This is a genomic window from Candidatus Mycobacterium wuenschmannii (genome assembly GCF_030252325.1).
GTDB lineage: Bacteria > Actinomycetota > Actinomycetes > Mycobacteriales > Mycobacteriaceae > Mycobacterium > Mycobacterium wuenschmannii.
The window spans coordinates 466,027-484,112 of record NZ_CP126981.1 but is presented as its reverse complement, the minus strand read 5'-3'; the positions used below and the strand labels follow the sequence as shown (position 1 = coordinate 484,112).

General features: G+C 67.1%; 15 protein-coding genes and 1 pseudogene. 7 read left to right on the top strand and 9 right to left on the bottom strand.

Annotated features, from left to right (window positions below; genetic code table 11):
• Positions 1 to 82: 82 nt before the first annotated feature.
• From thyX to PT015_RS02430, 3 genes are read right to left on the bottom strand one after another with little or no spacing between them, the layout of a single operon-like run.
• Entirely contained in the window at positions 83 to 835 is a 753-nt protein-coding gene (gene thyX / locus PT015_RS02440; RefSeq protein WP_285188545.1) for an FAD-dependent thymidylate synthase, read from the bottom strand.
• A gap of 24 nt (positions 836 to 859) precedes the next feature.
• The gene (locus PT015_RS02435) at positions 860 to 1,912 is read right to left on the bottom strand and encodes a polyprenyl synthetase family protein (RefSeq protein ID WP_285188544.1); all 1,053 of its coding nucleotides are present in this window, start codon (positions 1,910 to 1,912) and stop codon (positions 860 to 862) included.
• Positions 1,909 to 2,577 carry a hypothetical protein gene (locus tag PT015_RS02430; RefSeq protein WP_285188543.1) on the bottom strand — a complete coding sequence of 223 codons (669 nt, stop codon included), beginning with the start codon at positions 2,575 to 2,577 and terminating at the stop codon, positions 1,909 to 1,911. The genes PT015_RS02435 and PT015_RS02430 overlap by 4 nt, the downstream gene beginning before the upstream one ends.
• Before the next feature lie 117 nt (positions 2,578 to 2,694).
• Here PT015_RS02430 and PT015_RS02425 point away from each other — a divergent pair, with 117 nt between their 5' ends.
• Genes PT015_RS02425 through PT015_RS02410 form a run of 4 tightly spaced genes read left to right on the top strand, consistent with a single transcriptional unit; the run spans position 2,695 to position 9,864 of the window.
• Positions 2,695 to 4,098 (top strand): hypothetical protein, encoded by a 1,404-nt coding sequence (locus PT015_RS02425; RefSeq protein WP_285188542.1) that lies wholly within the window; start codon positions 2,695 to 2,697, stop codon positions 4,096 to 4,098.
• Positions 4,095 to 4,592: a hypothetical protein gene (locus PT015_RS02420; RefSeq protein WP_285188541.1), complete on the top strand. Its 498-nt coding sequence runs from the start codon at positions 4,095 to 4,097 to the stop codon at positions 4,590 to 4,592. The genes PT015_RS02425 and PT015_RS02420 overlap by 4 nt, the downstream gene beginning before the upstream one ends.
• On the top strand, positions 4,589 to 7,792 hold the full coding sequence (locus PT015_RS02415) for an ATP-binding protein (protein ID WP_285188540.1): 3,204 nt from the start codon (positions 4,589 to 4,591) through the stop codon (positions 7,790 to 7,792). The genes PT015_RS02420 and PT015_RS02415 overlap by 4 nt, the downstream gene beginning before the upstream one ends.
• Positions 7,789 to 9,864, top strand: coding sequence for an FAD-dependent oxidoreductase (locus tag PT015_RS02410; protein ID WP_313825749.1), 2,076 nt, complete (start codon positions 7,789 to 7,791; stop codon positions 9,862 to 9,864). Before PT015_RS02415 ends, PT015_RS02410 begins: the two co-directional genes overlap by 4 nt.
• Here the strand turns inward: PT015_RS02410 and PT015_RS02405 are convergent.
• From PT015_RS02405 to PT015_RS02395, 3 genes are read right to left on the bottom strand one after another with little or no spacing between them, the layout of a single operon-like run.
• Positions 9,852 to 11,069, bottom strand: a complete 1,218-nt coding sequence (locus PT015_RS02405) for a winged helix-turn-helix domain-containing protein (RefSeq protein WP_285188539.1) — start codon at positions 11,067 to 11,069, stop codon at positions 9,852 to 9,854. The genes PT015_RS02410 and PT015_RS02405 overlap by 13 nt on opposite strands.
• Positions 11,070 to 11,118: 49 nt before the next feature.
• Complete coding sequence (locus PT015_RS02400) at positions 11,119 to 11,604, bottom strand: dihydrofolate reductase (protein ID WP_285188538.1); 486 nt, start codon at positions 11,602 to 11,604, stop codon at positions 11,119 to 11,121.
• Entirely contained in the window at positions 11,601 to 12,401 is an 801-nt protein-coding gene (locus PT015_RS02395) for a thymidylate synthase (protein ID WP_285188537.1), read from the bottom strand. Before PT015_RS02395 ends, PT015_RS02400 begins: the two co-directional genes overlap by 4 nt.
• 98 nt (positions 12,402 to 12,499) lie before the next feature.
• Between PT015_RS02395 and PT015_RS02390 the strand changes: the two genes are divergently transcribed.
• Positions 12,500 to 13,240, top strand: coding sequence for a dienelactone hydrolase family protein (locus PT015_RS02390; protein ID WP_285188536.1), 741 nt, complete (start codon positions 12,500 to 12,502; stop codon positions 13,238 to 13,240).
• On the opposite strand, the gene PT015_RS02385 is transcribed toward PT015_RS02390, so the two are convergent.
• Positions 13,241 to 13,891 (bottom strand): HD domain-containing protein, encoded by a 651-nt coding sequence (locus PT015_RS02385; RefSeq protein ID WP_285188535.1) that lies wholly within the window; start codon positions 13,889 to 13,891, stop codon positions 13,241 to 13,243.
• 153 nt (positions 13,892 to 14,044) lie between these two features.
• On the opposite strand from PT015_RS02385, the gene PT015_RS02380 reads away from it, so the two are divergent.
• Positions 14,045 to 14,959, top strand: coding sequence for a GlxA family transcriptional regulator (locus tag PT015_RS02380; RefSeq protein WP_285190887.1), 915 nt, complete (start codon positions 14,045 to 14,047; stop codon positions 14,957 to 14,959).
• Between the two features lie 25 nt (positions 14,960 to 14,984).
• A pseudogene (locus tag PT015_RS02375) lies at positions 14,985 to 16,012 on the top strand (TIGR03617 family F420-dependent LLM class oxidoreductase).
• On the opposite strand, the gene PT015_RS02370 reads toward PT015_RS02375, so the two are convergent.
• Both PT015_RS02370 and PT015_RS02365 read right to left on the bottom strand, forming a co-directional pair.
• Entirely contained in the window at positions 15,987 to 16,976 is a 990-nt protein-coding gene (locus tag PT015_RS02370) for an aldo/keto reductase (protein ID WP_285188534.1), read from the bottom strand. The pseudogene PT015_RS02375 and the gene PT015_RS02370 overlap by 26 nt on opposite strands.
• A gap of 12 nt (positions 16,977 to 16,988) precedes the next feature.
• Complete coding sequence (locus PT015_RS02365) at positions 16,989 to 18,086, bottom strand: acyl-CoA dehydrogenase family protein (protein ID WP_285188533.1); 1,098 nt, start codon at positions 18,084 to 18,086, stop codon at positions 16,989 to 16,991.

Genomic DNA, 18,086 nt, shown 5'->3' with positions numbered 1-18,086 from the left:
AAGGTTACCTGGCGGTACCAAACCGATTTGCCGGTGCAGGCGCCCATTGCTCAGGCCTGGAGTTGCTCAGCCCTCGAGTTGCTCAGGCCTCGGTGGCCAGCGGACTTGTCGCCACCTCGGTGCCGTCGGACAGCCGGGCGATCTCGAAGTCGCCGAACACCGCCGGCGCGGCGTCCACCAGCAGCCGCAGACAGGCGATCGCCAGCCGACGGATCTCGATGTCGGCTTGTTCGCTGGCCCGCATCGCGATGAAATGCCGCCAGGCGCGGTAGTTGCCGGTGACGACGATGCGGGTCTCGGTGGCGTTCGGTAGCACCGCGCGCGCGGCCTGACGGGCCTGCTTGCGGCGCAGTACCGCATTCGGTTGGTCGGCGAACTTGGCTTCGAGCCTGTCCAGCAGGTCGGCGTAGGTGGCGCGGCTGGCGTCGGCGGCGTCGGTGAGGATGCGCCGCAACTCGTCGTCGTCCTCCATGCCCGGCGGCACCACGATTTGCGAGTCGCTTTCCGGCACGTAGCGCTGCGACAGTTGCGAATAGGAGAAGTGGCGGTGCCGGATCACCTCGTGGGTGCACGATCGTGAGACGCCGCTGATGTAGACCGACACGCTGGCGTGCTCGAGTACCGAGAAATGCCCGACGTCGATGATGTGCCGCAGATAACTCGCATTGGTCGCGGTTTTGGGGTTGGGCTTTGACCAGCTCTGGTAGCAGGCCCGGCCGGCGAACTCGGTCAGCGCCTCGCCGCCGTCGGCGTCGGTGGTCCAGTCGACGTCGGGCGGGGCGACGAAGTCGGTCTTGGCGATCAGTTGCACATGCAACGGCGCGGTCTCGGCCACGGCGAACACCCTAACTGCTTGTCGTCAGCGCCAGCGGGCCCAGACGTAGGGCACGAGTGCCCGCAGGAAGTCCAGGTCCGGTCCCGGCTCGGCGTCAGCGAACGCATCTTCGAAGTACTCCTCGGCGACCAGCAGAATGCCCTCGGCGTACTCGCTGGTGAAGGTGATGCTGCCGTAGTCGTCCATCAGCCGACGAATCGTGCCGACCAGTTCGGGCGATCGCTCGGGTCGGCTGCGGTGCAGGTAATCCCGCACCAGGTCGCGGTCGCTACCGCGCGCCGTCGACGCGAGGTGCACCAGCGGCAGCGTTCGTTTGCCCTCGTACAGATCGCCCAGAATCTCTTTGCCGTAGAGCTGTTCGTCACCGACCAGGTTCAGCAGATCGTCGCGGATCTGGAACGCGGCGCCGAAGTGGAATCCGAACCGCACCAACGGCCCGAGGTCGGCCGTCCCACCGGAGCCGACGATGGCGCCGACCCGCAGCGGATGAATCGTGGTGTACCAGCACGTCTTGTGCATGATCAGGTGCAGGTAGTCATCGGGCTGCAGCTCCTCGACATTGTCGAGCTGCCAGCCCACCTCGGTCGCCTGCCCCTCGAGCGTGCGCATCGCCATGGTGTCGAATTCGGCCCACACCAGGTCGGCGAGATCACGATCCAGCCGCCGGGTGGACCTGCGGAGTACCTGTCCGGCGACCACCGCCAGCGCGTCGCCGGCGTTCAATGCGGCTGCCATGCCGTGCGAGGCGGCCAGAGTCGGTCTGCCGCGCCGCATCTCGCTGCCGTCAGCAATGTCGTCATGTACCAGAAATGCGTTGTGCAGCAGCTCGATTGCGACGGCCAGGCCCAACAGCTCGTTCGCTTCGGCACCGAATGCGCGCCCCGCGGACAGGCAGAGCGCGGGCCGGAGCGCCTTGCCCGGCCGCGACGGGTATTCACGCATCGGCGCATAGAGCCACTGGCTCGGCTCGCCATCGGGCATCGCGTCGAGCATCGACCGACGGACCAGTTTCGCGACATCGCGCAAACGCTCGTCGACCACACCCACCAGCGCGGCGCGGTCCGCAGTGCTGGTCACGTGCTCGGCAGACGAACGGTGAGCGTCACCGGCAGCCACAGGTCGGGGTTGCCACTGGCCAGCAGCGTGCCCCGGTAAACGCCCGGCCGGGCATCGGGCGCGACCTCGACCGTGAGCTCGATGCCCCGGCTCGAGCGCGCGGGCATCGCGACGATCTCGGCATCGAGTCGCACTGCCGCGGCGGAGATTACGTTGCCGTCGTGGCTGAGCAGATCGCTGACATGCAGCCGAACATCGCCGCGGTCCTCGGGTCCGCGATTGTGCAACCAGATCTCGGCGGAGGCCGACTTCCCTAGTGCGGCATCGACATTGACTCCTCGTTGGGGGTGGGAATCGCTGACATCGAGGCTGACCGACGCACTGCCGCTCTTCGTGGTGGCGGGTAGCGACCGGAGCAGGAACTGTCCCGCCATCGACCACCAGGCCCGTGTCAGTCGCTCGAATTCGTGCACCCCGTCCCCGGCCGAGGCGCCGTCGTCGTCGGGGGGTCCCTCATTCGCTTTCGGCTCCACCGCGCGGACGAAGCGGTCGACGATGCGGCTCGCGGCCCGGAAGCCTTCGGCCTGAATCGCGCTGAGCGCCCGCGCGTTCGCGGCGGGGTCGAATACCGAAGCCCACGGCAAATCGTCGATAGTGCCGTCGTCGTCGATTCCCCGACTGGTCAACGATTCCTCCTGCGGGTTTCGGCCGTACGTCGGCAAACAACAATTCATCTGAGTTAACCGTGTAAATCGAGCGGTGCGACGGTATGCTACCTGGGCAAACCGGTACCGGAGGTCTCATTGACTACTACCGACGTCGCAACGGTCAACCAGGCCTTACTGGCGCTGTACGGCGCCCTCGATCGGGCCGTCACGAGCAACGCCGGGCCCGGCGTCGAGGAGATCGTCGAGCGGTACCTGCCCGGCAGCACCGGACCCAACGCCGGCTGGTACGACGAACTGCTGGGTTTCCTCGGCCGGCAACCGCCGCGCGGCGTCCATTCGGCACCCCCATCCCTCGAACTGAGCGACGCGCTCACCGTTCTGCAGGACCGCAGGACTTATCCCGGTGAAGACGCCGGTTCTGGTTCGCTGAGCCCCGTTCAGTTGTCGAGGATGACGTATGCGATCGGTGCGCTCAGCCAACTCCCGATGTATCAGGACTCCGACGAGTGGGGCGACCAGTTCGCAAGCACACTCGCTGTCGTCAGCCCGGACCTGACTTCCAATGCCGACCTACTCGCCCTGCTACGCGAGACGTTCCGCCGGCGCGACGACTGGCCGGCCGTCATGCGGTCGGCCACGGGTCAGAACCTCATCGACAGCGGGGTTGCGGACGTGCCCCTGTGCGATCTCAAAGCCAAGTGGGTGCAAGGGCACTTGAGTGCTGTGCTGACAACGGAATTCGACAGCGCAGCGGCGTCGCTGACTGAGCTCAAGAATGTCATCGACCCGCTGAACTGGGCCAAATGTCTGTCGTTCTTCTGCGCCATGGAGGCAAAGTCGGCCAGGGTCGATGGCTGGAGCAGAGTGCTGGAACACGTCAGCACGACCTGCGCCATCGCGGGCACCCCCCAGATGGTGACGCCGCTGAAGTACTGGAAAGGCCCGCAGGACAACGAGTCCACGCTGACGGCCTATCTGAACTACGCGCTCGACGACGCCCCGGCCGACGATGGCAAGGGCGACGGCCGGGTGGTCGTCGACGAGGGCTTCATCCGGATGACGTCGACAAGCGGCGACGCGAATGTTCCGGGCGTGCACGTACGAACCCGCAAAGTTGTTGCCTTCCGCGATGTCTCGTGGATTGCCGGAGCGATCTTCGCGTGCTCGATGGGCTATGGCTACGAAGGCATGGACATGCTGCTCGGCGGGGTCGAGAAGCGGGCGAAAGACACCCACGGATGGACCGACTGGATGCCGTCCGCGCAGCCGCCGCACGACGGGCCGGCTGATCGACCGGGGCAACCGGACCAGCCGCCGGACCCGAGCAGGCGCGCCGTGCAGATCGCCATCGAGATGGCGAACGAATGCATCGACGACATGTCCACCAAGAGCGCGGCCATCGCCGCCAAATGGGCAGCCGGACAAGTACCCATCGAGGAGACGATCGCATACAGCACCGATCTGGCGGTGCGTCTGGCCGTCGACCCGTGGCGTTTCCTCGAACGGTTACGCGACCCGGCGCAGGGGAAGAACGCATGACCACCTCGTCACTCATCACTCAGTGGGCCGAGGCGGCGCGCCGCTTCGTTAACCAGGCGGGCGAGATTGTGCTGCAGATCAATACGCAGATCAACGACGAGACGTTCACCACCGAGAAGTGGGCCAAGGCGTCGCAGCAGCTTGTCAACCTCACCCTGACCACCGGCCTCGAGATGCCCCAAATCCCCTGCCCGGCGGGCACGGCCGATCCGCGTGACCTCTCCGACTTCATCGACGTCGAGCCGGACGGTCAGTATCAGCGGGCGCTGTCGGTTGCCGCTCCGTTCGCCCAAGACGGTGCGCCGTCGTGCGTTATCCCCGGTAACTCGATCTTCTTCGTACCGGGAGTGGTCCGCGTGCACGCCACGTCGTTCCGGCTGGGCGTTAATTGGCCGAACCTGCGCAGCGGAACGTATCGCGGTCGGATCCGGATGACCCAAATCGGCTGCGATACTTCACAATCCGTCGAAAAAGACGTCGTCATCGACCTGTGAGCACGCCCGGACCGCCGCGCACGATCGACGATCTGCTCGACCGTGCCGTACAGGCAATCAACAGTGGTGACCGCGCCACCGCCAGCGCGCTGGCGCAACAGGTGCTGGCCGTCGACAGCGGCAACCTGGAAGCGGAGGATCTGCTCGCGACCCCGGCCGCCGGCACCGGCGAATTACGGCGCTTGACAATACTTTTCGCCGATGTCGTCGATTCGACCGCGTTGTCGACGCGTATCGAGCCGGAGATCTACCGTACCGTCATCGGACGTTACCGTCAGCAGGTCAACGACATCGTGAACCGATACGAGGGCCATGTCTTCTCCACCAAGGGCGACGGACTCCTCGCCGTGTTCGGCCATCCCAAGGCCCACGAGAACGACGTGCGCCGCGCCGTTCAGGCCGGCCTGGACATCAGCCGGGAGGTCGCCCGGCTCAGCGCGCAGGTGCGAGCGCGGTTCGACTTCGACATTTCGGTGCGCGCCGGAATCCACCGGGGTGTGGTCTATCTCGACGTCGAGCAGGACGACGTCTACGGGCTCGGCGCCAACCTCGCCTCGCGCGTCTCGGGGCTGGCACCTCCGGGTTGCGTGGTCGTCTCTGGATCGATCGCACCGCTGGCGCGCGCGTATTTCGAGCTCGAGGCCAAGCCCCCGCAGACGGTCAAGGGCATCGACGAGCCAGTCGAGCATCACCTCGTCCACGGTGAACGCATCAGCTGGACCCGGATCCCACTCGGTCCGCTGGTCGGCCGCCAGAAGGAGCTCGAATACCTGCAGGCCAGTTGGGAATTGGCCGCGCAAGGCACTTTGACCACGCCCGGCGTCGGTTTCATCGGTGAAGCCGGCGTCGGCAAGAGTCGATTGGCCACCGTGGCCGCCGACATTGCCGAGCAGTCGGGCAACCCGGTGCTGGCGCTGATCGGGTCGCCGTTTCACGGTGATGTCGGCCTGTATCCGATTCGGGCCATGCTCGAGCAGCGATGCGGAATCGACCGGACCACCGAGCAGACCGAGCGGCTGCGCCTGCTGGACGAACAGGTGCGCGCGCACGGTTTCGAGCCGGAATCAGCGGTCCCGCTGCTGGCTTTGGTGTTGGGGATCTCGACGGATCACGGTTACGAACCGGTGCGCGCCGAGGGCGCCAAACTTTCGCGGCTGATCGCCAAGGCGATCCTGCATTACTTCAGCGCCATCGTCGGCGAGAGTCCTGCCGTGATCTTGGCCGAGGATCTCCAGTGGTTCGATCCATCCACGCTCGAGGTCGTCGAGTCGCTGCTGCGAATCGATACCGGCCGGATGTTCGTCGTCCTGACCGGACGCGACGCCGATTCACTGCCGAACATCACCGGAATTAAGACTTTTCGGCTTTCACCGCTGACGGCGACGGAGACCGACGAGCTGATCACGGCGCTCGATCCCACGCTGTCGGCCGACGAGCGGGCCGAAGTGCAGCACCGCTGCGACGGGGTACCGCTCTACATCGAAGAGATCGTCACCAAGCTGCACGAGCAGCCCAGCGACGGAGCCCGGTGGGCGCGGGTGCCGGACGCCCTCTACGAACCGCTGTTCGCTCGACTTCGCGCCAGCGACATCACCATTCAGGTCGTCGAGGCGGCGGCGACGATCGGGCGAGAATTCGACCGGGCGATCCTGCGAACGGTTCTCGACATGACGGAATCTGATTTCGACGACGCCATCCGCGATCTCGAGACCGCGCTGGTGTTCGAGCCGACGACGATGCACAGTTGGCGATTTCGCCACCAGCTGCTCCGGGAAGTCGCCTACGAGTTGCCGCCACCCAGCGTCCAGCGCATTCTGCACAGCCGGGTGGCGGACGCGCTGGTCGGCGATTCCGATCACCCCGACTGGCACCTCGTCGCCCTGCACTACGAGCAAGCCGAGCGATTCGACGAGTCCGCCAACGCTTTCCAACAGGCGGCTACAGACGCCCGGCGGCGCGGTGCGCTCGACGAAGCCCGCGCTTGCCTGACCCGCGCCATCGCACAGGTAGCACGCGCCGCACCCGGATCGGCGCGGGATCGCCGCGAGGTCCGGCTTCGACTCCGCCGAGGATTCCTGGCGTCGGCTGCAGAAGGAACCGCAAGCTCGCAGGCGGCGGTGGACTTCGAGCGCTGCCTGGAACTCGCCGGCACCGATCTTCGAGAGTCCGATCTGGTCGCGACGCTGACCGCGCTGTGGGCCTACTACCTGCCGCGCGGCGACCTGCGACGAACGATTCAGGTCTCGGATTCCATTCGTCGCCAGGTACCCACCGACCGGCACTGGTTCTGGCGCTTGAACAACACCGCATATGGCATGGTGGCCTGGTACGGCGGCGACTTCGACGAGGCACGAGAGCTGTTGGAAGAGAGCATATCCGGTGCAGACAGCCTCGCCCGTCCCGTATCGGATCCAACGTGGTTCGTCCCCAACGAACCCGTCGCGTCGATGCACACCCATCTCGGGCTCGCGCGGTTCGTGCAGGGCGAGCTACGCGGCGCCGAGGTGCAACTCGGTCAAGCCGTGCGTCGCGCGAACGACCTCAGCTTCCCGCAGGGACCGTTCAGCCTCGCCTACGAACGCTGCTATGAAATCTGGGTGCGGATCGAGTCGCACCAACTCGCTGCCGCCGCCGAGATCGCCTCGCATCTGAAAGCAGACGCCAAGCGGCATGGTTTCGACTTCTGGTTCTTGATGGCAAGCGCACAAGAGGTCGCCATCAACGGGCTGTCCGCGCTCGCGGCGGGCCGGCACGACCCGGCGGAGCTCGGGGGCTACATCGCGATGATGCTGGTCACCGTGCAGAGCTGGCGCGCCGCCGAGGCAACGCTGTTCGTGTCGTTCTACGATGCGGTGCTCGCGCAGTTGCTCACCGCGGCAGGCAAATTCGGTGAGGCCCGCGAGCGACTGGACATTGCCCTGCAATTGGGCGAGGAAACCGGCGTGAACTTCTACCGGGCGGAGCTGTTGCGCCTGCGGGCCCGGGTCGCTGCCGACGCCGCCGCGCGTGATGCAGACCTGCAAGCGGCCGTGGACACCGCCCGGCGGCAGAACGCGTCCATCTTCGAATTACGGTCCGCGATAGACACGTTCGAGCTGCACGGCGATCCCTCGGAAGCCGTCCTGGCCGACACCGTCAGCCGATTCCCCGGCGACAGCGACTGGCCCGATCTGGTCCGAGCCAGGACCCTGCTCGGGTGAGCCGCCCCGGCGGCAAGGTCGCGATCGTCGGCGGCGGGATGGCCGGTCTGAGCGCGGCATGGCGCCTGAGCGAACCGGGCTGGCGCAACCGATTCGACTCCATCACCGTCTATCAACGAGGCTGGCGACTCGGCGGCAAGGGAGCGTCCAGCCGCGGCCCCAATGGTCGGATCGAAGAACACGGACTGCACATCTGGCTGGGCTACTGCGAGAACGCCTTCGGGATACTACGCGAGTGCTACGCCGAGATCGACCGCGCCACAACCGATCCGAGGTCGCCGATCCAGACCTGGGATCAGGCCCTGATCCCAGGTGACAATCTGGGATTGGCCGATCGATTCAACAGCGACTGGTTGATGTGGCTGGGAACCTTCACCCGCAACGACGGACTGCCCGGCGAACCGGACGCCACCGGGCGCGAGATGACGGTCTTCGAATTCACCCGGCGCGCCATTCGCCTGGTACGTGACTTCGCCGAATCACAGCGCAGCGCGGCACCTGCCGGGCTCGAGCTGTCCACCTCCCCCGAACCGTCGCCCGTGTCGCGCTGGGTCGACGCCGTCCAATGCGCGGCGATGGCCGCTCTGGTGGCGCTGACCGATCCCGACTCCGGGACACCGGGGCTGGGGCGGGTGATCGACGACGCGGTCGCTGCGGTCCGGGAAGCCCTCGACTACGACCGACGTCCCGACCATCGACGGTCGTGGCAGCTGCTGTCGATGATGGTGGCGGTCATTCGCGGGATCCTCGCCGACAACCTGGTGACGGATCCGCGCGGCTTCCGCGCCATCAACGACGAGGACTACAACGCGTGGCTACTACGCCACGGCGCCCATCCCGACGTGTTGGATTTCGCGTTGGTGCGCGGCCTGTACGACCTGGTTTTCGCGTACGAGGATGCCGACCCGCAGCGACCGTCTTTCGGTGCGGGACAGGCGATCTTCCTCACCGCACTGGCGCTGTTCCAGTACAAGGGGGCGATCTTCTGGAAGATGACGGCCGGGATGGGCGATATCGTGATCGCCCCGATCTACCAGGCGCTGAAAAAGCGCGGGGTCGAGTTCGAATTCTTTCACCGCCTCGACGCGCTGCATCTCGACGAACAGCGGCTGTCGATCGACTCGATCACGATGGGCCGACAGGTACGGCTCGCCGACGATCGGACCACGTACGAGCCCCTGACGAGAGTTCGTGGCCTGCCGGTGTTCCCGAGCACCCCGTTGACCGATCAACTCGCCGACGACCAGCTGCCCAGCGGTGGCTGGCATTCGTTGGAGACGCACTGGTCCGACCGCGCGGACGCCGAAACGCTGGTGCTGCGTCGAGGCATCGATTTCGACCATGTGGTGCTCGCGGTCTCGGTCGGCATGCTGCCGATCGTGGCCGGTGAGCTGATCGAGGATCGGATCGACTGGCAGGACATGACCTCCCGGGTGCGGACCGTCGCCACCCAGGCATTTCAAATGTGGCTTCGCCCAGACGAACCCACCCTGGGCTGGCATGAACCAGCCGTCACGATCAGCGCCTATCTGCGCCCGTTCGAGACGTGGGCGTCGATGCCGCAGACCTTGTGGAGTGAAGGCTGGCCCGACGATGACCGGCCTGGGACCGTCGCGTATTTCTGCGGCACCCTCAACGCCACGTGGCCGACCGAGGAGTCGGGCCCGGCATATCTGCTGCGATACCGACAGCAGGTCGCCAGCCAGGCGGCTGATTTCGTCGACCGGAATCTGCAGCCGTTCTTCCCAAACGCGGTCACCGACAACGGATTCGACTGGCATCTACTCAGCGGCGTGAACGGCGAACGAGGCCGCGACGCCCTCGACACCCAACACATGAGCGTGAACGTCGACCCATCGGACCGCTACGTGCAGTCCGTACCCGGCACCGAGCGATACCGCCTACGGCCCGACGAAAGTGGCTACGACAACCTGGTTCTGGCCGGTGACTGGACGGATTGCGCGATGAACGCCGGTTGCATCGAAGCCGCCGTGATGTCGGGCCTCATCGCGGCCAACGCGCTACTGGGTCGTCACCGCTTCCACCGCATCCGCGGGCTCTACCTGCCCTGAGCGCTCCGCAACGCACCGGCGAGATCGCCACGCCTGCCGACTGTCACATCGGACAGCCCCAACCAGCCCGCCATAGTCCGCAACTCGCCGGCCAACGCCTCGGCGACCCGCGCCGGCGCCTGGCCCTCCTCGGCGAACGCCCCCACCACATGCAGGGCATCGGCAGACCGGTCGGCCTTGAGGTCGACGCGCCCGACCAATTCGCCGTCGAGCAGGAACGGCCACACGTAGTAGCCGTACTGCCGCTTGCTCGCGGGCGTGTAAATCTCGATGCGGTAGTGGAAGTCGAACAGTCGCTCGACCCGCGGGCGAAAAAAGATGAGCGGATCGAACGGACACAACAGCGCCGTGCCGCGGTCACGCCGCGGAATCGTCTGTCCCGCAGCGAGATACGCGGGTAAAGACCAGCCGTCCACCTCGACCGGCTCCAGCTGCCCGTCGGCGACCAACCGGGCGAGCGCCGGTTTCGACTGGCTCGGCGACAGCCGGAAGTAGTCGCGGAGGTCGGGCTCGGTGGCGATCCCCAGCGCCCTCGCGGCTCGCAGCATCAACTCCCGCACCGCCTCGTCTTCGTAGACGTGGCGGGCCAGCACCTCGGGCGGCAACACCCGCTCGGCCAGGTCGTAGTGCCGCGCAAACCCGACCCGGGTCGAGGTGGTCAGCGTGCCGGCGGCGAACAGCGCCTCGGCAACCCATTTGGTGTCGCTGCGACTCCCCCACCAGTCGCCCCGCGGACCGCGCGGAGCGGTCGCCAGGTGCGCCTCGATCTGTCCCGCCGTACTGGGTCCGAGTTCGGCGACGGCGGCCACGATCCTGTCGGCGAGCTTCGGATTGGCCTTCACGATGTGGGTGCCCCAGCGGCCGTGCCGGTAGTGTCCCATCCGCCAGCGCATCAACGGCCAGTCGTCGACGGCCATCAGCGCGGCCTCGTGGGCCCAGTACTCGACGAGCAGCCGCGGCGAACGCGCGCTGTGCGCCCACGCGGCCCGGTCCAGCACATCCCGGTCGTAGGGCCCGAGACGACTGAACACCGGCGCATAGTGCGCTCGCACCGCGACCGACACCGAGTCGAGTTGCAGCACCTGAATCCGAGTGATCAAGCGGCGCACGTGCGCCCGGGTGACGGTCCCGTTGGGTTTGGCCTCGACGAAACCCTGCGCGGCCACGGCGATTCGCCGCGCCTGCGAAGCCTTCAGCAGAGTCATCTGCGCCGCTCCCCCTCATCGCGACGCTCTGCATCGTCGTCGGCGCGCGTCACGCGCGGCGGTAGCTGTGAAACCGGTATCGCACGCCCGCGCGGCTGGTCTGCCAGTCACCCGGCGTGCCGACCCATTCCTCGTCGAGCACGGGGGCCACGGCATCACCGTCATCGCGGGGCAGGTCGATATCGATTTCGGTGACCTCGCACCGGCGGGCCTGCGGCAGCGCCAGCGCGTAGATCTCACCGCCGCCGATCACCCAGGTGTCGGGATCGGTCAGCGCCTCGTCGAGGCCATGGACCACCGTCGCGCCGTCTGCCATGAAGTCAGTCTGGCGAGTCACAACGACATTTCTGCGTCCCGGGAGCGGCCGGAACCGCGGCGGCAGCGAGTCCCAGGTACGGCGTCCCATCACCACGGTGTGGCCGACGGTGAGTTCCTTGAAGCGGATCAGGTCCTCGGGCACCTGCCACGGGATATCGCCGTCGCGCCCGATGACGCCGGACGTCGACTGCGCCCAGATCAGACCGAGGTCAGTCATACAGCGACGGGCGCTTTGATCGCCGGATGCGGGTGATAGTCCTCGACGACGATATCGTCGTAGGTGTAGTCGAAGATCGAATCGCGCTGCGCCAGAACCAACTTGGGGTACGGCCGCGCGTCGCGGGTCAACTGCTCGGTGACCTGCTCGACGTGGTTGTCGTAGATGTGGCAGTCGCCGCCGGTCCACACGAAGTCACCGACGCCCAAGCCGGCCTGCGCGGCCATCATGTGGGTCAGCAGCGCGTAGCTGGCGATGTTGAACGGCACGCCGAGGAACAGGTCCGCGCTACGTTGGTAGAGCTGGCAGCTGAGCTTGCCGTCGGCCACGTAGAACTGGAACAGCGCATGACACGGCGCCAGCGCCATCTGCGGAATCTCGCCGACATTCCAGGCCGACACGATGATGCGTCGCGAATCCGGGTCGGTTTTGAGCAGGTTCAGTGCCGCGGTGATCTGGTCGACGTGGTCGCCCGACGGTGTGGGCCACGAGCGCCACTGCACGCCGTACACCGGTCCGAGATCGCCTGTGTCGCCTGCCCATTCGTCCCAAATCGAGACGCCGTGCTCCTGCAGCCAGCCGACGTTGGAGTCGCCGCGCAGGAACCAGAGCAGCTCGTAGACCACCGATTTCAGGTGCACCCTCTTGGTGGTGATCAGCGGGAACCCGTCGGACAGGTCGAAGCGCATCTGATGACCGAACAGGCTGCGGGTGCCGGTGCCGGTGCGGTCAGACTTGGGCGTGCCCTGCTCGAGAACCAGCCGCAGCAGATCTTCGTACGGGGTGGGGATCGGCACGCGTTCACCTTAGCGTCGATCGCAAGCGCACCGAAGATGCGCGCCGCGGGTCGACGCCATCTACTCAGCGTCCAGACCCGGGGAGTAGAACGGATGGCATGCCGAACATCACCGACACCGTCACCACCGCTGATGGCGCCTGCCCGGTCCGCCTGTTCACCCCCGAAGGCCAGGGCCCCTGGCCGGGCATCGTCATGATTCCCGACGCCGGCGGAGTCCGGCAGACCTTCTTCGACATGGCCGCCAAGCTGGCCGATGCCGGCTACGCCGTGCTGCTGCCCGACGTCTACTACCGGCAGGGCGACTGGGCGCCGTTCGACATGAAGACCGCGTTCAGCGACGAGAGCGAGCGCAACCGCCTGTTCTCCTTCATCGGCAGCATCACCGCCGACAAGTGGGCGTCCGACGCCGGCGCCTACTTCGACTACCTGGCCTCGCGGCCGGAGGTCAGCGGCACGAAGTTCGGCATCACCGGCTACTGCATGGGCGGTCGCGCGGCGCTGACCATCGCCGGGCTGCTTCCCGACCGGGTCGCCGCCGCGACGTCGTACCACGGCGGCGGGCTGGTCACCGACGGCGCCGACAGCCCGCACCTGCGGGCCGACAAGATCCAGGCCACCATCTACGTCGGCGGCGCCGAGAACGACGCGTCGTTCACCGACGACCACGCCGAGCAGTTGGAGAAGGCGCTGACCGCGGCCGGCGTCGAGCACAAGATCGAGACCTACGCCGCCGGCCACGGTTTCGCGGTGCCGGACAACGGCTCGTACGACGCCGACGCTGCCGACCGGCACTGGACCACGATGCGCGAGGTGTTCGGGGCCAACCTCAGCGCCTAGCTACTCCGGCCAGCTGTTGTTGAGGATCTCGCTCACGAAGTCGACCCGAGTGAATGCGGGATCGAAGTGCGCCAGCACGTCGTCGTTCATCGTGCCGAAGGTGGTCTGCGGGCGGTGCTTCATGCCGTCGTTGAACGCCGCCACGATGCCCTGCTTGAACTGAGGACGCGGGTGCGCGGCGGTCACGGCCGTCAGCGCCTCGGGCGCCAACTGTTCCCGCCCGACCCCGAGCACGTCGACTTCGACGCCGGCCTGCACCAGTGCCACTTCGGGCGCCAAGAACTCGGGGACGCCGGGCGTGGTGTGCAGCGCGATGCCGAGCCAGACCTTGTCGACTCCTGCCTCGCCGAAACCGCGGGCCAGCAGGAATTCCCGTGCCGCGTTGGCACCGTCGACCTCGAAGCGAATGGTCGAAGACCGGTAGGTCTCGGTGAGGCCGATGTCGTGGAACATCGCTGCGGCATAGAGCAATTCGAGGTCAGGGTGCAGTCCGCGCCGCAGACCCTGTAAAGCGCCGAAGAAGAACACCCGTCGGGAATGGTGGTAGAGCAGGTCGTTTTCGGCGTCGCGGACGAACTCGGTGATGTCGCGGGCCAGCGCGCTGTCGGGGACGCGGATACCGGCGACGGTGTCGAGGGACTCAACGGTCATGATCGTGCCTTTCGTTTCGTTGGATTCAGCGTGCTGCGTCGAGCCGTCAACACCCGATGTCGTTTCAGCCGCCTTTCCCACAGATTGCGACACAATGGGCCGGTGACTGAGCGGTCCCGAGAAGTGGTCATCGTTGTCTTCGACGACGTGACGATGCTGGACGTCGCGGGGGCGGGCGAGGTGTTCGCGGAGGCGAATCGCTTCGGCGCCGATTACCGCATCACCGTCGCATCGGTGGACGGCCGCGACGTCACCACGTCGATCGGGACGCGGTTGGGAGTCACGCAATCCATCGCATCGATCGAGTCCGCCCACATCGTGATGGTCGCCGGCAGCGACGGCCTGCCCCGTCGGGCCATCGACCCTGAGTTCGTCGACGCGGTGAAGTCCATTGCGGGGCGGACACGGCGGCTGGCCTCGATCTGCACCGGGTCGTTCGTGCTGGCGCAGGCCGGTCTGCTGAACGGTCGACGCGCCACCACCCACTGGCACGACGTCCGCTTGTTCGCGCGGGCGTTCCCCGCGGTCACCGTCGAACCGGACGCGATCTTCGTCCGCGACGGCGAGGTGTTCACGTCGGCCGGCATCTCGTCGGGAATCGACCTGGCGCTGGCGCTGGTCGAGCTGGATTACGGAACCGAGCTGGTCAGGTCGGTGGCCCGGTGGTTGGTTGTCTATCTCCAGCGCGCGGGTGGCCAATCGCAGTTCTCGGCGCGGGTGGAATCCGTTGTGCCGCAGCGTTCTCCGCTACGCACGGTCACCGACGCCATCTCGGCCGAGCCTGCCGAGGACCACAGCGTGACCAGCCTCGCGGCGCGGGCGTCGTTGAGCACGCGACAGTTGACCCGGCTGTTCCGGGCAGAGCTGGGGCAGACGCCCGCCCGCTATGTCGAAGCGGTGCGCATCGACGCCGCCCGCGCCGCTTTGGATGCCGGACACTCCGTCGCCGAGACCGCGAGGGTCGCCGGATTCGGCAGCCCGGAAAGCCTGCGGCGGGTGTTCGTCGACCAGCTCGGGCTCTCGCCGAAGGCCTATCGCGACAGGTTCCGAACCGCGTCCCGTGGCTAGCTGCCGCAGGGCATACTGATCCGCCATGCGCGTCGATGCGATGACGGTCCCTCAGCCCCTCGGCCAGATCGGTGACCTCGCCCGCCGAACGCAGTCGGCCGGTTTCTCCGGCCTGCTGTTCACCGAGACCGGACGCACGGCGTACCTCAACGCCGCGGTCGCCTCACAGGCCGCGCCCAGCCTGGAGTTGTCCACCGGCGTCGCGGTCGCGTTTCCCCGCAGCCCGTTCGTGACCGCGGCCGCGGCCTGGGAGCTGCAAGAGGCGTCGGGCGGCAAGTTCCGGCTGGGGCTCGGCACGCAGGTTCGCACGCACGTCGTTCGCCGCTACGGCGTGGACTTCGAGAAGCCGGGGCCGCGGCTGCGCGATTACCTACTGGCGGTGAAGGCCTGCTTCGCCGCGTTCCGGTCGGGAAAGCTGGATCACCACGGCGAGTACTACGACCTGGATTTCATTACGCCGCAATGGAGTGCGGGCCCGATCGACGCACCCGACCCCAAGGTCGACATCGCCGCGGTGAACCCCTGGATGCTGCGGATGGCCGGCGAGGTGGCCGACGGCGTGCACGTTCATCCGATCGGCGAGCCCGGCTACATCGCGCGGCATGTGATGCCGAAAGTGGCTGAGGGGGCGGCGAAGTCGGACCGATCGCCGTCGACGTGGCAATCATCGTCCCGGTGATGACGGTCGTCGGCGACACCGACGAAGAGCGCGATGCGCAACGCGAGTCGGTGCGCGCCAGCATGGCGTTCTACGGCAGCACGCCCAACTACGCCTTCATCTGGGACGAGGCCGGGTTCGACGGCACCACGGCCCGGATCCGCGAGAAACAGAAGGCCGGGGACTTCGCCGGGATGGCCGCTCAGGTCAGCGACGACCACGTCGCCGCCTTCGCCACCGAAGCGACGTGGGACACGTTGGCCGACAGGCTGATCGAGAAGTACGACGGCAGCGCCACCCGGCTGGTGATGTACAACGCGGTCGGCGAGCCGGACCGCTTCGAACGGTACGGCGAGGTCGCCCGCCGGATCAGCGCCCGATCAGCTTCTGCATGAAGTCGGGATAGCGCGCGCCCTGCACCTCGATAGCCGCCGCGGCGGAGTCGATCTCGCGAAGATCGTCGTCGCTCAACTCCACATCGGCCGCGCCGAGGTTCTCGTCGAGCCGCTCGAGGCGACGCGTGCCGGGGATCGGCGAGATCCAGGGTCGCTGCGCGAGCAACCAGGCCAGCGCGATCTGACCGGGTGTGGCACCCTTGCGGTCCGCGATCGTCTGCAGCAGGTCGACCACGGCGCGGTTGGCATCCCGGACATCGGCGGCAAAACGCGGGATGTTGTTGCGGATGTCGGCCTTGTCGAATTGTGTACTGGTGTCGATGCTTCCGGTGAGAAAGCCCTTGCCGAGTGGGCTGTACGGCACGAAGCCGATGCCGAGTTCGGCCAGGGTCGACAGCACGCCGCTGTCGGGACTCTCCGGTTCACGCCACCACAGCGAGTATTCGCTCTGCAGTGCGGTCACCGGTTGCACGGCGTGCGCGCGGCGGATGTTGTCCGCGGACGCCTCGGACATCCCGAAGTGCTTCACTTTCCCGCTGTCGATGAGTTCCTTCACCGCGCCCGCGACGTCCTCGACGGGGACCTCGGGGTCGACGCGGTGTTGGTAGAACAGGTCGATGCTCTCGACACCGAGTCGGCGCAGCGAGTTTTCGGCGACTTCTGTGATGTGCTCGGGCCGGCTGTCCACCCCGGCGACGTTGCCGTCGGGGCCGAAGGCGAATCCGAACTTCGTCGCGATCACGACGTCGTCCCGGAACGGCGCCAGCGCCTCACCGACCAGTAATTCGTTGTCGCCGTAGGCCTCCGCGGTGTCGAAGAGCGTGACACCACGCTCGACCGCGCCACGCAGGACCGCGATCATGTCGTCCTTGGAGCCGGACGGGCCAAAGCCGCGGCTCATTCCCATGCAGCCCAAGCCAATTGCCGAGACCTCGAGCGTGCCGCCTAAGATGCGGGTTTCCATCTGCCACTCCCCTTACGACGCCGGAAGGTCCACCAGCGCGGCCAACCGGGAGCGATGGCGGTAGGCGGTGCCGAACGCCAACTGATCACTCTTGGCCCGCTTCAGGTATAGATGCGCGGGATACTCCCACGTCATGCCGAGGCCGCCGTGCAACTGCACGCACTCCTCGGCGGCGTGCACCGCGGCCCCGCTGCAGAAGGCCTGCGCGACGGCCGCGGCGACCGCCGCGTCGTCATCCTGCCGCGCGCAGGTGTCGGCCGCGTAGCGTGCCGCCGCCGCAACGGAATTGAGCTCGACCCACAGATCGGCGAGGCGATGCTTGATCGCCTGGTACGAACCGATCGCCCGGCCGAACTGCTTACGGTCCTTGGCGTACGCCAACGTGGTCTCGAAGCACCACTGCGCGATGCCGAGCTGCTCGGAGGCCAGCAGCGCCGCCCCGGTGTCCAGCGCCTCCGCGATCGCCGCGCCGGCGTCGGCCGAACCGACCCGCGACGACGCCGCACCCGAGAACTCCACGTTGGCAAGCGGTCTCGTCATGTCCAGGCTCAGGACCGGCGACACCTCGAGACCCGCCGCGTCGCGTGCGACGGTGTGCAACTCCAGTCCGTCGGCCCCGGCGACGGGCACCAGCAGCACGTCGGCCTCGCCGACTCCGGCGACGCTGGTGATCCGTCCGGTCACCCCATCCCCGTCGACCGTGAGTCCGGTGATCGTGTCATCGGGTGCGGTGGACAACGGCACCGCCAGCGCGGCGGTGAGCGAGCCGTCCGCCAATCCCCGGACCGTCTCGGTGTCACCGGCTCGAAGCAGTGCGACGGTGGCCACCACGGAGCTGGTCAGGTAAGGCACGGGCGCGACGGCGCGGCCGATCTCCTCCATCACCACCGCGGCCTCGCGGGCCGAAGCCCCCGCGCCACCGAGTTCCTCGGGCACCAGCAGGCCGGCCATGCCGAGGTCGGCGGCCAGGGTGTGCCAGAGGCCCGAGAAGTCTTGTGGCTCCGGGTCATACACGGAGGTGATGGCTTCGGGCGGGCACCGGTCGGCGAACAGCCGCCGGACGCTGTCCCGCAGCGCTTCCTCGGTGTCGGAGTACAGCAGATCGCTCAT

Excerpts from the sequence above, each read along its gene's own strand:
- PT015_RS02420 (WP_285188541.1), top strand. The coding sequence starts at position 4,095 with ATGACCACCTCGTCACTCATCACTCAGTGGGCCGAGGCGGCGCGCCGC.
- PT015_RS02405 (WP_285188539.1), bottom strand. The coding sequence starts at position 11,069 with ATGACTCTGCTGAAGGCTTCGCAGGCGCGGCGAATCGCCGTGGCCGCG.
- PT015_RS02400 (WP_285188538.1), bottom strand. The coding sequence starts at position 11,604 with ATGACTGACCTCGGTCTGATCTGGGCGCAGTCGACGTCCGGCGTCATC.
- PT015_RS02390 (WP_285188536.1), top strand. The coding sequence starts at position 12,500 with ATGCCGAACATCACCGACACCGTCACCACCGCTGATGGCGCCTGCCCG.
- PT015_RS02385 (WP_285188535.1), bottom strand. The coding sequence starts at position 13,891 with ATGACCGTTGAGTCCCTCGACACCGTCGCCGGTATCCGCGTCCCCGAC.
- PT015_RS02380 (WP_285190887.1), top strand. The coding sequence starts at position 14,045 with ATGCTGGACGTCGCGGGGGCGGGCGAGGTGTTCGCGGAGGCGAATCGC.
- PT015_RS02370 (WP_285188534.1), bottom strand. The coding sequence starts at position 16,976 with ATGGAAACCCGCATCTTAGGCGGCACGCTCGAGGTCTCGGCAATTGGC.
- PT015_RS02365 (WP_285188533.1), bottom strand. The coding sequence starts at position 18,086 with ATGAGCGATCTGCTGTACTCCGACACCGAGGAAGCGCTGCGGGACAGC.